Source organism: Acidaminococcus sp. HCP3S3_G9_1 (assembly GCF_052122455.1).
Classification (GTDB): Bacteria; Bacillota; Negativicutes; order Acidaminococcales; family Acidaminococcaceae; genus Acidaminococcus.
The window spans coordinates 46242-59494 of record NZ_JBQKCH010000004.1 but is presented as its reverse complement, the minus strand read 5'-3'; the positions used below and the strand labels follow the sequence as shown (position 1 = coordinate 59494).

The window sequence follows — 13253 nt, the reverse complement described above, 5'->3', positions numbered from 1 at the left end:
AAACAGAAGAATAGAAAAAATACAGTAATGTAGTATGGATTTATCAGCAGGCAACGGCCGCTGACCGTTGACGGGAACTGCTGCCCCCGCAACAGCTCCCCCTGTCCCTTTCAAATATGGTATAATAATATGATTAGAATAACACTGAGGATGGTGCGCAATGGACGAAAAATTCCTTCTTATTGACGGCAGCAGTCTGATCCACCGGGCTTTCTTTGCTCTGCCGCCTTTGACCAATAAAAAAGGGGTCAACACCGGGGCGGTGTACGGCCTGTGCAATATGATCCTGAAGCTGCTCCAGGAGATCAAACCCAGCTACATGCTGGTGGCTTTCGACAAATCCCGGAAAACCTTCCGAACGGAAAAATTCCCGGACTATAAGGGCCAGCGGAAGGCTACGCCTCCGGAACTGAAGGAACAGTTCCCTCTGTCCATCCGACTGCTCCAGGCCATGGGGATCCCCACCCTGGAAGTGGACAACTACGAAGCGGATGATATTATCGGCACCCTGTCCAGCGGGGCTCCGGACAGTGTCCAGGTCCGGATCGTCACCGGGGACCGGGATGAATTCCAGCTGATCAAAAACAATGTCCAGGTGCTGTTCACCAAAAAAGGGATTTCCAATATTGCCGTCTATGACGAAAAGGCCTTCGGGGAAGAATACCAGGGACTGGAACCCCGGCAGATCATCGACCTGAAAGGGCTCATGGGGGATACCAGCGACAACATCCCCGGGGTACCGGGAGTGGGCCCCAAAACGGCCCTGAAGCTGATTGCCCAGTACGGCACCGTGGAAAACACCCTGGACCATGCGGAAGAAGTGAAGGGAAAAGCCCTTCAGGAGAAGCTCCGGAACAACCGGGATCAGGCCCTTTTGTCCAAAGACCTGGCCACCATCTGTCTCCAGGTACCCATTGAAAAGGATCCGGCGGCCTATCCTCTCACAGGTCTGACGGAAGAAAGCCGGAAACTGATGCAGGAACTCCAGTTCAAGAACCTGTGGGACCGGTTCGTACCGGTACTGGGCTGCGCAGCAGGCACGGAAGAGGCCAACGATGATCCTCTGTCCCTGTTCGGTCAGCCGGTAGCTGCAGATACCCTGGAAAGGGTGGAAATCAGCGACGATGCCCAGGGAGACAGGCTGGTGGAAGAAATCCGGGCCAAAGGGGACCAGGTGGCCCTGGCCTATGTTCTCCAGGGCAATCTGCCCAGCCAGCGGCTGGAACAGCTGGACCTGGTCTTTGCCGGAAAGCATTATGTCTTCCACCCGGAACAGGCGGGGAAACAGGCGGTGCTGGCACTTCTTGAGAATCCGGATCTGCCCAAGGCGGTGGCAGATCCCAAGGAGCTGTACAAATATATGATGGGACAAGGGAAAGCCCTTCAGGGAGTCACCGACGATCCTTCCCTGGCCGGCTATCTTTATGAACCGGGAGCCAGCAGCTACGGGATCCAGGGTTTGGGAGAAGAATTCCTCTCGGCGGCCAGCGGAGAAGCCGCCCAGGATACAGCGGCCCTGGTGCCGGTGCTCCGGGACAGGCTCCAGGAACGGGGACTTACCCGGCTCTATGAAACCATCGAACTGCCCCTTACGGAAAACCTGGCGGAAATGGAATGGAACGGGATCACCATCGACCAGGCCATGCTGGACGAAGTCACCGAAGAAATGACCAAAAAGGTACAGGCTCTGGAACAGCAGGCTTTTGACCAGGCAGGGGAACAGTTCAATCTGAATTCTCCCAAACAGCTGGGGGCCCTGCTCTTTGAAAAACTGGGGCTGCCCGTTATCAAAAAGACCAAGACCGGCTATTCCACTGATGTGTCGGTACTGGAAGCTCTCCAGGGGGAACATCCCATCATCGAGACTCTGATCAGATATCGGCAGCTGTCCAAACTCCTGTCTACTTATCTCCTGGGTCTCCATCCCCTGATCAACCCGGCCACCGGCCGGATCCACACCCATTTCAACCAGATGGCCACAGTGACCGGCCGGCTGTCCAGCACGGAACCCAACCTTCAGAACATCCCTACCCGGACAGAAGTGGGGAAACGGATGCGGGAAATGTTCGTGCCCGGGAAAGATTACGATCTGCTCATGAGCTGCGATTATTCCCAGGTGGAACTCCGGGTGATGGCCAGCATTGCCCAGGATGAACTGCTGCTGGATTCCTTCCGTCACGGCCAGGATGTCCATGCCCGGACCGCTTCGGAAATCTTCGGGGTGCCTCTGGACCAGGTGACACCCTACATGCGGAGCAAGGCCAAGACTGTGAATTTCGGGATCATCTACGGGATCAGCGATTTCGGCCTGGCCCGGCAGCTGGGGGTGCCCCGGGGAGAGGCGGCCCAGTATATTGAAAGCTATTTTGCCCGGTACACCGGGGTGAAGGATTATATGGAACGGGAAAAACAGAAGGCTCGGGAAATGGGCCATGTGGAGACCCTGTTCGGACGCCGCCGGTACCTGCCGGACATCAACGCCAAGAATTTCAACCGTCGGAGCTTTGCGGAACGGACTGCCATCAACACTCCCATCCAGGGAACGGCGGCGGACATCATCAAGGTGGCCATGCTGAAAGTAGCGGAAAACCTGAAGAAAGCCCAGGTGAAAAGCCGGGTGCTGCTCCAGGTCCACGACGAACTGGTGTTGGAAGTCACGGAAGAAGAAAAGGACCAGGTGGCCCAAATCGTCAAGGACACCATGGAACACGCGGTGGAACTGGCGGTACCCCTGGTGGCGGATGTAGCCACCGGGAAAAACTGGGCTCAGGCCAAGTAAGGAGGAACCATGCCGGAACTGCCGGAAGTGGAACAGGTACGGATCAGCCTGCTTCCTCATATAACAGGAAAAACCATCGAAAAGGTCCGGGTGGATCTGCCCAAAATGATCCTCCATCCGGATCCGGGAACTTTTGTCCAAAAGCTCCAGGGAGCCCGGTTCACCGGAGTGGAGCGCCGGGGAAAATACCTGCGGCTGGACCTGGAAAAAGGGGACTGGCTGCTGATCCATCTCCGGATGACCGGAGCTTTGCTGGCCCTGCCCAAAACCGCTCCGGAACCGCCCCATACCCGGATGGCTTTTTATCTGTCCGGAGACGAAAACCTGTACTTCAGTGACATCCGTACCTTCGGAGTGGCAGCCCTGGTGGGGGAAGATGAATGGAAGGACAAAGGGTACGAAAGCCTGGGACCGGAGCCTCTGGATCCGGTTCTGACTCCGGAGTATCTCCGGGAAAAGGCACGGGGAAAGACCGCCGTAGTGAAAGCCTTCATCCTGGACCAGACCATTATTGCCGGCCTGGGAAACATCTATGCCGATGAGGCCCTGTTTGCTGCCGGGATCCGCCCCACCCGCCGGGTGAACCGGATGACCCGGAAGGACTGGGAAGCTCTGGCTATGGCCATCAAAGGGGTGATCCGCCAGGGGCTGGAACACCATGGTACCACCTTCCGGAACTACCAGGATGCGGACGGGCACATGGGGGACAACAGCCTGTATCTCCAGGTGTACCATCGGAAGGGCCTGCCCTGCAAACACTGCGGTACCCTGCTGAAGCAGATCAAAGTGGCCGGCCGGGGCAGTGTTTACTGTCCCCGGTGCCAGAAATAAGGAGGAACCATGAAGGTAATCGGACTCACCGGAGGCATTGCTTCCGGGAAGAGCACGGTCAGTGCCTATCTGAAAGAAAAGGGAATCCCGGTGTTCGACGCGGATGCGGCCGCCTGGGAAGTGGAAAAGGCCGGATCCCCCTGTCTCCGGCAACTGGTGGAGGTTTTCGGGCCGGCCATCCTGACGGAGAAAGGGGAATTGGACCGGAAGGAAATGGCCCGGCTGGCCTTCCATGACCCGGCGGTGCTCCGGCAGCTGAATGCCATTGTCCACCGGGCCGTGGAGGAAAAACGGGATGCTTTTCTGGCTGCCCACCGGCAGGACCCCGTGGTGATTTTGGATGCCCCTCTCCTCCTGGAATGCGGCTGGGAAAAGGTGACGGATACCGTATGGCTGGTGTATATTCCGGAAGAGGAGCAGATCCGCCGGGCCATGGCCCGGTCCGGCATGACCCGGGAAGAGGTAAAAGACCGGATCCGGAAGCAGCTGTCCCTGGAAGAAAAACGGAAACAGGCCCAGGTGGTGCTGGACAATCGGGGTACCCTGGAAGATTTGTACCGGCAGGTGGACCGGGAACTGGACCGGCTCTCTCTCTGAGTTTGCCGTAATGTTGCAAAGAACAGTTGAAACACCGCCGGCAGATTTGATATGATAGTAGGAAAAAAGAAATGGACGCCTTCCGGAAGAGCAGGGACTTTTCCGGAAGAGCGCGGAAGATAGATTTATTGTGAGGGATTGTTTTGGAACGGAAGAGAAAGACAAAGCGGCCCGGGTGTCTGCCGGTGGTGCTGGTGTTCCTGCTGCTGATGGTGGCTGGGTATTTTGGCTGGAAGACGGATACTGCCCAGCGGAAGTTCGTCTACAACTGGCCTTATGCCCGGGAAATCCATCTGTACAGCGCCCAGTACCGGGTGGATCCCTTCCTGGCGGTGGCTGTGATCAAAAACGAAAGCAACTTCAAACCGGAGGCACAGTCCAAAGCCGGAGCCATGGGACTTATGCAGATCACCCCGGAAACCGGGGCCTGGATCGCCAAATGCACGGATTTTCCCAATTTCCGGGATTCCATGCTGCTGAAGCCGGAGCTGAACATCAAATTCGGCTGCTGGTACCTGGCGGAACTGGAAAGCGAATTCCACGGCAATGAGGTGCTGATGCTGGCCGCCTACAACGCCGGCCGGGGCACGGTGAAGGAATGGATGAAGGATTATGGATGGGATTATGATTTCAACAATCCTGCCCAGATCCCCTTCAGTGATACCAGGGCCTATGTGCAGAAGGTTTTGAACGACAGGGACAACTACCAAAATTTATATAAAAAAACATTAAAAAACTATTGACGAAGATTCCTGATTGTGGTATTATTTCTTTGTTGCCGATTGAGAAACAGACAAGCGGGCATGGCGGAACTGGCAGACGCGCTAGCTTCAGGAGCTAGTGGGGGCAACCCCGTGGAGGTTCAATTCCTCTTGCCCGCACCAAACTTTTCACCTCAGCAATCACACAACTTTGCGGTTGTGGCGGAAAGGCAGACGCGTCAGCTTGAGGGGCTGGTGAGGGAAACCTCATGCGGGTTCAAGTCCCGCCAACCGCACCAACTTTCCAATACCGGGGGAAAAGCGAGAGGGCTCGACAACAAATTTCATATGCGGGCATGGCGGAACTGGCAGACGCGCTAGCTTCAGGAGCTAGTGGGGGCAACCCCGTGGAGGTTCAATTCCTCTTGCCCGCACCATTCAAAGAATGAGCACACTGTGGAAACAGCGTGCTTTTTTTGTTGTTGCATAACGGGACGGGCGTACCCCGGCCCGCTCTTTCTGTTCAAAGGCAAATGGGGCGCATTTGCCTTCCTTCGGCCGCTGACTGTTGACAAAGAGGGGGCGCCTGGCGCCCCCCCTCTACTTATACACTCCCAAAATCCGCTCCGCTTCCTGGGCCATCTTTTCCCTGACCCATTCCGGCCGGGTGATTTCCACCCCCGGGCCCAGGGCCATGATCCACCCCAGGAACTGGGCACTTACGTCCACCTTTACCGTAAGCCGTACCTGATCTGGTCCATCCGGGACCAGCATGATGTTCTGACCGAACCGGTCGATGAAGATCCCCACTTTCTCATTGTGAATCTTCAGCTCCACTTCCGTTTGTTCTCCGTTGAACATGCCGAAATGCACATCGGTGTATTTGGGGATATCCAGCTGGTCATAGGCTTCCTGTCCTTCCCGGGGCTGGCCTTCCAGCAGTTCCAGGTCCGTGATCTTGTCCACCCGGTAGTGGCGGATTTCCCCGGTTTCCGCATAGTAGGCGGCCAGGTAGTAGTTTTCTTCCGACAGGATCAGCAGCCAGGGGCTGACCTGGAACCAGTTCCCGTTGTTCCGGGGCACCAGCTGCTTTTTGGCATTCCACCGGTTGTAGTGGAACCGGACCTGGACATTGGCATTGATGGCCTGGTTGAGCCGGTCCACAGTCAGGTAAACAGTCTCGTTGGGGGTCTTGACCCGTCCGGCGATCACCACTTGGCACTGGAGACTTTTCCCCTGTTCCCGGCTGGCCAGCCCTTCCAGCTTGCCGATGAGCTTGTGGGACTTTTCGTCGGACAGGAACCGGGCCGCCTGGACGGAATCCACCAGCAGCTTCAGCTCGGGGATCTGGAACCGCCGGTTCCCCAGATGATAGGCGCAGTTCCGTCCGTCGTTGGAACAGATGATGTCCAGGCCGTAATTCCGCAGTTCTTCAAAATCCGTATACAGGGTTTTCCGGTCTGCGTTGACGCCTTTTTCATGGAGCTTTTCCGTGATTTCCTGGAGGGTGAGACTGTGGTCGTCGTCAGTTTCCTTTTCGAAGATTTCCTCCAGATAGAGCATTTTCAGTTTCTGGTTGATCCCTTTGGTCATGGCACATCCTCCCTGGGCTTTTTCTTTTATCATACCCTTTCTGGGCAGAAAAGGGAACAGATAAAAGAAGAAAAGAGAGTGGCCATTAGAAAAAATACCGTTTACATTTTTAGCGAACAGCGTATACTATAAGGCGAGAGGCCGAAATATTCAAAATACTTTGAGGGGATGTGAGGAAATTGACAGGCTTACCGTTGATTTTTGCTTTTGTCATTGCCATTATCGTTATGATCATAGCCATTTCCAAATTCCGCATCCATCCTTTCCTGGCAATCCTGGGAGTTTCCGTGATCTTCGGCCTGATCGGCGGGATTCCTCTGGTGAAGCATGGGAAAGTGCTGGGGATTGCTGATGTGGTCAGTGCCGGATTCGCCGGTACCTTTACCAGCATCGGCATTGTGATCATTATGGGGGCCCTGATCGGCACCATTCTGGAAAAAACAGGGGCGGCCCTGAAAATGGCCGACTGTGTGGTCCGTCTGGTAGGGAAGAACAATACCAGTCTGGCCGTACTGATCATGGGGTGGATCGTATCCATTCCCGTGTTCTGTGACAGCGGGTTCGTCATCCTGAACCCCATCCGGAAGGCGCTGGTCCGCCGGACCCACTGCTCTGCCGTAGCCACCGCCGTGGCCATGTCCATGGGGCTGTATATTTCCCACTGCTTCATTCCGCCCACACCGGGGCCCATTGCAGCCGCCAACACCATTTATGAAGGGATGGGCCTGGAACCCAACCTGATCCTGATTATCGGGCTGGGCACCGCGTCCTCCATCCTGCCCATGATCGCCGCGTACTTCTATGCCAACTACATCGGCACCAAAGTGAAATCCAAGGAAGAACGGGCGGAAAGTGCCGACCCGGCTGAAACCCAGCAGACCTATGAAGACCTGATTAAAAGCTATGGCCAGCTGCCCAGTGCGTTCATGAGCTTTGCTCCCATTGTGGTCCCCATCATCCTCATGGGACTGTCCAGTGCCATGGCCATGGCCGGCACCAAAACGGACGTAATCACCTTCCTGGGGACTCCCATCATCGCCATCAGCGTGGGTGTGCTCCTGGGGATCCTGGTGCTGATGCAGAGCACCATTCCGGACAAAATGAAGGCTTTCTACGATATTACCAATGATACCCTGAAAGTGGTGGGACCCATCCTGTTCATCACCGCCGCCGGCGGGGTGTTGGGCAAGGTCATTGCCTCCACCAGCATGGTGGCCTTCATCAAAGCCAATTCCAACACTCTGGCCAACCTGGGGATTTTCTTCCCCTTCCTGCTGTCCGCCATCCTGAAGACGGCCCAGGGCTCTTCCACTGTGGCCATTACCACCACCGCCGGGATCATGGCGCCCTTGATGGGGACCCTGGGACTGGGTACACCCATGATGGCCGCCATGACGGTTATCGCCATCGGCGCCGGTGCCATGACCGTGTCCCATGCCAATGACTCCTATTTCTGGGTGGTCACCAACTTCGGGGACATGGAGGTCCAGGACGGCTACCGGGCCCAGACCATGGGAACCCTGGTAACCGGTATTGCCGCTATGATCAATGTGTATATTTTGTATCTGATTCTGGGGTAAGCAAAAGGGGCTGTTGCATATGCAACAGCCCCTTTTTGAGGTCTCGGGTCTCCAGTTGTGAGTCTCGGGCCATTGGATAGAACCTGTCCTTCAGCCAGGTTCTTTTGAAGGTACAGAACCAGGGTCGTACTGGATATAGAAACGGATATCTCATCGAGAACGGGTCAGATTTAATACGTTCAAAAATTTGCCTGCAAATTTTTCATTCGGCTCGAGACTAGAGACTCGAGACCGAGCCGCTATGCGGCTCATGAGACCTGGGGTGTTGCACAGAACATGCAACATCCCCTTTTGGTCGCGGGTCGCGACCTGCGACCGGGGGTGTGGATTTTTTCTCACACCCCCTTTTTCTGTTTCACCCGTAACAAAAACCTTTTCAAAAATCACAAAAAAATTCCCCTGTTTGCACTATGATATATTGTGGAACTGGAGAAAATCATTTATAATAGGGAAAGGATTTCAGGTGAATATTTTTTGATTACAGTAGAACCGGAAATCCGATCCCTATTCTTATTTCCCCCGGACCCGTTCCCATGCGCAGGGCAGGGATCCGGAGCGGTAAGATACAGCAAGATACAAATTCAGTACACAGGCGTTGAAGGGCCTGTGGGTAGGAGAGGTTAGTATGAGTGAATTATTACGCGTGGAAGGATTGAAAGTTGCCGTTGAAGGTAAGGAAATCCTGAAAGGCCTGGATCTGGTCATCAACAAAGGCGAAACTCATGTGATCATGGGCTCCAACGGTGCCGGCAAATCCACCCTGTTCAACACCATTATGGGCAACCCCAAATACGTTGTGACCGAAGGCCACATTTATTTTGAAGGCAAGGAAATCACCCACGAACCGGTGAATGAAAGAGCCAAGGCCGGGATCTTCATGGCCTTCCAGGCTCCCATCTCCGTCCAGGGGATCACTGTGGAAAACTTCATCCGCAATGCCAAGGGCACCATTTCCGGGGAAAAACAGCGGATCATGCCCTTCCGGAAAAAACTCCATCAGGAAATGGACGCTCTGTCCATGGACCGGAGCTATGCGGAACGGTATGTGAATGACGGCTTTTCCGGCGGGGAACGGAAGAAAAATGAAATTCTCCAGATGTGCATGCTGGAACCGAAACTGACCCTGCTGGATGAAATCGACTCCGGTCTGGACGTGGATGCGGTACGGATCGTTTCCCAGGCTGTAAACAAGTATCATGACGAAAACAACTCCCTGTTGATCATCACCCACCACAGCGAAATCCTCCAGAAGCTCCATCCGGATGTGGTCCATGTGCTGATCAACGGCCGGATCGTCAAGACCGGCGATGCTTCCCTGATCGGGGAAATCGAAGCCAACGGCTACGACGCTTACAAGAAATAACAGGCGGGTGAGCAGAATGACGGAAGAGAAAAAAGATACGCTGGCCCGGGAAACCGCGGCTGACGAACAGAAACTCCAGAAGGAACGGAAGACCATTGACGCCCTGACGGATTTCAGCAATATGTATGATTTCAAGAAGGACTCCAACCACGAATACAAGACGGAAGCCGGCCTGACTCCTGATGTGGTCCGGGAGATTTCTTCCAAGAAGAATGAACCCAAGTGGATGCTGGATGCCCGTCTGAAATCCCTGGATCTGTACTATCAGATCCCCTACCCGGAATGGGGTCCGGACATCAGCGGCCTGGATATGGCCAACATCGTCACTTACGTACGCCCCAATGCCCGGATGAGTGCCAACTGGAACGATCTGCCGGAAGACATCAAGGACACCTTTGACCGTCTGGGAATCCCGGAAGCGGAAAAGACCTCCCTGGCCGGGGTGGGAGCCCAGTATGACTCCGAAGTGGTGTACCACAGCATCCAGGACGAACTGGTAAAGCAGGGTGTCATCTACACCGACTTCGATACGGCTGTGAAAAAATATGAAGACATTGTCCGGAAGCATTTCATGAAGCTGATTCCTCCCACGGACCACAAGTTCGCCGCCCTCCATGGGGCAGTATGGTCCGGCGGATCCTTTGTGTACGTGCCGGAAGGGGTGGACGTGTCCATTCCCCTCCAGAGCTATTTCCGGCTGAACGCACCGGGAGCCGGTCAGTTCGAACATACCATGATCATTGTGGAAAAGGGCGCCAAGGTCCATTTCATCGAAGGCTGCTCCGCCCCCAAGTACAACGTGGCCAACCTCCACGCCGGGGCGGTGGAACTGTTCATCGGGGATGACGCCACCCTGACCTATTCCACCATTGAAAACTGGTCCAAGAACATGTACAACATGAACACCAAACGGGCCATTGTAGGGAAAAACGGTACCATCAACTGGGTCACCGGGTCCTTCGGGTCCCACACCTCCTGCCTGTACCCCATGAGCATCCTCAACGGGGAAGGGGCCCACTGTGAATTCACCGGGGTCACCTTTGCCGGCAAGGGTCAGTACCTGGACACCGGGTCCAAGGTGGTCCACAATGCTCCCCACACCACCAGCAACATTAACTCCAAGTCCATTTCCAAGGACGGCGGGGTGTGCATCTACCGGGGCAGCGTGGTGATCAACGAATGTGCCGAAGGGTCCAAATCCAACGTAAGCTGCGAATCCCTGATGCTGGATGAACAGTCCCAGTCCGATACCATTCCGGCCATTGTGATCAAGAACGACAATGTGGACCTGGGCCATGAAGCCAAGATCGGCCGGATCTCTGACGAAGCCATCTTCTACCTGATGAGCCGGGGCCTTAGTGAGGACGAAGCCCGGGCCATGCTGGTACGGGGCTTTGTGGACCCTGTTTCCAAGGCCCTGCCTCTGGAATATGCTGTAGAAATGAACAATCTGATCAATCTGGAACTGAAAGGTTCCATGTAAAAGGGAGGCGGAGATTATGACCAAAGAACAATTCAATGAACTTCCGCGTCCCACCTTCCGGTGGATGAAAGTGAACCATCTGGAACTGGATCCCCTGGCGGCCCAGGACCTGAAACCGGTGGAACTGGCGGTGCGCCAGGAAGGGAACGTCCAGGTGGAAACCTATGAGGGAAACCGGCTGCCGGATCTGGGAGATTTCCAGGGAGCCAGCCGGGAAGCCCTGGCAGAAGCCCAAAAAGGCGGCAATGTGAACTGCAGCGTTACGGTGGCCGATGGGGAAGAAGCCTCTGTATGGGTCACCTACACAGTCACCGAGGATGTGCCCCGCCTGGTGGGCCAGCTGAAGATCCAGGCCGGGAAGAACAGCCGTCTCCATGTGTATGAACTGTTTGACGGTGACGGAGAAAACGGGCTGGTGAACCTGCTCCAGTTTGTGGAAGCCGGAGACGGCGCCCAGGTTACCATCAGCAAGGTCCAAATCCATGGGGAGAAGGTCCGGCACATCGACCAGCGGCTGACCCGGGAAGGGAAAGAATCCCAGGTGAAGTTCGTCAGCGCCGAAGTGGGGGGCCATCAGAACCTGGTGTATGTCCGCACGGACCTGGATCATGATGAAGCCCGGTTCAAGAGCGCTTCCATGTATCTGGGCAGCGATGATCAGCTGTTCGACTACTCCTACTGGGTGCCCAACAAGGGCTGCAAGACCGATACGGATATCCTGACCACCGGGGCCCTTATGGGCACCAGCAGGAAATATTTCCGGGGGACCATCGACTTCCTCCGGGGCGGCAAGAAGGCGGTGGGCAACGAATCTGACGTGTGCCTGCTGCTGAACAAAGGCGTCCACTCCATTTCCGTGCCTCTGCTGTTGTGCAAGGAGGACGATGTGGTGGGCAACCATGCTTCCAGTTCCGGCCAGATCGACCAGGACATGCTGTTCTATCTCATGAGCCGGGGCTTCAATGAAGCCGGGGCCCAGCTGATCATCGTGGAAAGCAACATCCGTCCTGTCATCGACCAGCTGGGAGATGAAACACTGGAAAACAAGGCGCTCCAGGCTGTACGGACGAAGATGCAGTTCTGCCACCAGAAAGGAAATTGCCATGATAAATGTACGCAGAGATTTCCCCATCTTGACTAAAGTCCACAATGGACATCCTCTGGTGTACCTGGACAATGCAGCCACCACCCAGAAGCCCTATCAGGTGATCCACGCCATGGTGGATCTGCTGGAACATCACAACGGGAACCCTCACCGGGGGGCCCATGTGCTGTCCATCGAAGCCGGGGAACTGTATGATCAGGCCCGGGAAGCAGTCCGGAAGTTCATCAACGCCAAGCACTTCGAAGAAGTGATCTTTGTGCGGAACTCCACCGAAGGGCTGAACCTGATTGCCCGGAGCTACGGGGAAACCCATCTGAAACCGGGGGATAAAGTGGTGATCCCCATTTCCGAACACCATTCCAACCTGGTGCCCTGGCAGAGAGCCTGCCGGAAGACCGGAGCGGAACTGGTTTACATGTACCTGGATGAAACCGGGCACTTTACGGAAGAGGATCTGGCCAAGATCGATGAACGGACCAAGATTGTTTCCTTTGCTGCGGTGAGCAACGTGCTGGGCATGGTGCGGCCGGTGAAGGAAGTGGTGGAACGGGCCCACAAAGTGGGGGCCATTGCCATTGTGGACGGGGCTCAGTCCACTCCTCACATGAAGACCGATGTCCAGGATCTGGACTGCGACTTTTATGTATTCTCCGGCCACAAGATGCTGGGTTCCACCGGCACCGGTGTGGTGTACGGGAAAAAGGCTCTGCTGGAAGAAATGGAACCTTTCCTGCTGGGTGGGGACATGATCGAATACGTCCAGGAACAGACCACCAGCTTCAATGAACTGCCCTACAAGTTCGAAGCCGGGTCCCAGAACGTGGAAGGAGCCGTGGCCCTCCATGCGGCCATCGACTACCTGGATGACATCGGCATGGATAAGGTGGAAGAACACGAACGGGAGCTGACCGACCGGTGCCTGGCAGGGATGCTGAAAATGCCCCACATCCACATTATCGGCAGCACCGATCCCAAGGAAAAGACAGGGGTGATCTCCTTCACCATCGACGGGGTCCATCCCCACGATGCGGCTACCATCCTGGACAGCTTCGGCATTGCCATCCGCAGCGGCCACCACTGTGCCCAGCCTCTGGGAGCTCATCTCCATGTGGAAGCTTCCAACCGGGTCAGCTTCTATATCTACAATACCCTGGAAGAAGTGGATTACTTCCTGTCCAAACTGCCGGAAGTCCGGAAAGTCATGGGCTTCAAAGATTGATG

General features: G+C 55.5%; 10 protein-coding genes and 3 tRNA genes. 12 read left to right on the top strand and 1 reads right to left on the bottom strand.

All coding sequences use genetic code 11. From position 1 onward, the window contains the following. The first annotated feature begins 160 nt into the window (after positions 1 to 160). The 7 genes from polA to ACTQY1_RS03790 all read left to right on the top strand — a co-directional run bounded on the left by polA (position 161) and on the right by ACTQY1_RS03790 (position 5345). Positions 161 to 2779 carry a DNA polymerase I gene (gene polA, locus ACTQY1_RS03820; RefSeq protein ID WP_441373797.1) on the top strand — a complete coding sequence of 873 codons (2619 nt, stop codon included), beginning with the start codon at positions 161 to 163 and terminating at the stop codon, positions 2777 to 2779. A gap of 9 nt (positions 2780 to 2788) precedes the next feature. Further along, a complete protein-coding gene (gene mutM, locus ACTQY1_RS03815; RefSeq protein WP_022486913.1) occupies positions 2789 to 3610 on the top strand; it encodes a bifunctional DNA-formamidopyrimidine glycosylase/DNA-(apurinic or apyrimidinic site) lyase in 822 nt (273 codons plus the stop codon). 9 nt (positions 3611 to 3619) lie between these two features. After that, the gene (gene coaE, locus ACTQY1_RS03810; RefSeq protein WP_022486912.1) at positions 3620 to 4207 is read left to right on the top strand and encodes a dephospho-CoA kinase; all 588 of its coding nucleotides are present in this window, start codon (positions 3620 to 3622) and stop codon (positions 4205 to 4207) included. A 143-nt stretch (positions 4208 to 4350) separates the two neighbouring features. Beyond that, positions 4351 to 4950, top strand: coding sequence for a lytic transglycosylase domain-containing protein (locus ACTQY1_RS03805; protein ID WP_022486911.1), 600 nt, complete (start codon positions 4351 to 4353; stop codon positions 4948 to 4950). Positions 4951 to 5004: 54 nt separating this feature from the next. Then, a tRNA-Leu gene (locus ACTQY1_RS03800) sits at positions 5005 to 5091 on the top strand. Positions 5092 to 5121: 30 nt separating this feature from the next. Continuing rightward, a tRNA-Leu gene (locus tag ACTQY1_RS03795) sits at positions 5122 to 5207 on the top strand. Between the two features lie 51 nt (positions 5208 to 5258). Continuing rightward, positions 5259 to 5345: transfer RNA gene (locus ACTQY1_RS03790), tRNA-Leu, on the top strand. A 163-nt stretch (positions 5346 to 5508) separates the two neighbouring features. Here ACTQY1_RS03790 and ACTQY1_RS03785 read toward each other — a convergent pair. After that, a complete protein-coding gene (locus ACTQY1_RS03785; protein ID WP_022486607.1) occupies positions 5509 to 6501 on the bottom strand; it encodes a helix-turn-helix transcriptional regulator in 993 nt (330 codons plus the stop codon). Positions 6502 to 6680: 179 nt separating this feature from the next. Between ACTQY1_RS03785 and ACTQY1_RS03780 the strand changes: the two genes are divergently transcribed. From ACTQY1_RS03780 to ACTQY1_RS03760, 5 genes are all read left to right on the top strand, one after another. Beyond that, the gene (locus tag ACTQY1_RS03780; protein ID WP_154487738.1) at positions 6681 to 8081 is read left to right on the top strand and encodes a GntP family permease; all 1401 of its coding nucleotides are present in this window, start codon (positions 6681 to 6683) and stop codon (positions 8079 to 8081) included. Positions 8082 to 8706: 625 nt separating this feature from the next. Continuing rightward, positions 8707 to 9444, top strand: a complete 738-nt coding sequence (gene sufC / locus ACTQY1_RS03775) for a Fe-S cluster assembly ATPase SufC (RefSeq protein WP_012937842.1) — start codon at positions 8707 to 8709, stop codon at positions 9442 to 9444. A 121-nt stretch (positions 9445 to 9565) separates the two neighbouring features. Continuing rightward, positions 9566 to 10927: a Fe-S cluster assembly protein SufB gene (gene sufB / locus ACTQY1_RS03770; RefSeq protein WP_195839602.1), complete on the top strand. Its 1362-nt coding sequence runs from the start codon at positions 9566 to 9568 to the stop codon at positions 10925 to 10927. 16 nt (positions 10928 to 10943) lie between these two features. Beyond that, positions 10944 to 12068: a SufD family Fe-S cluster assembly protein gene (locus ACTQY1_RS03765; RefSeq protein ID WP_022488094.1), complete on the top strand. Its 1125-nt coding sequence runs from the start codon at positions 10944 to 10946 to the stop codon at positions 12066 to 12068. After that, the gene (locus ACTQY1_RS03760; RefSeq protein ID WP_022488095.1) at positions 12031 to 13251 is read left to right on the top strand and encodes an aminotransferase class V-fold PLP-dependent enzyme; all 1221 of its coding nucleotides are present in this window, start codon (positions 12031 to 12033) and stop codon (positions 13249 to 13251) included. The genes ACTQY1_RS03765 and ACTQY1_RS03760 overlap by 38 nt, the downstream gene beginning before the upstream one ends. The last annotated feature ends 2 nt before the right edge of the window (positions 13252 to 13253 follow it).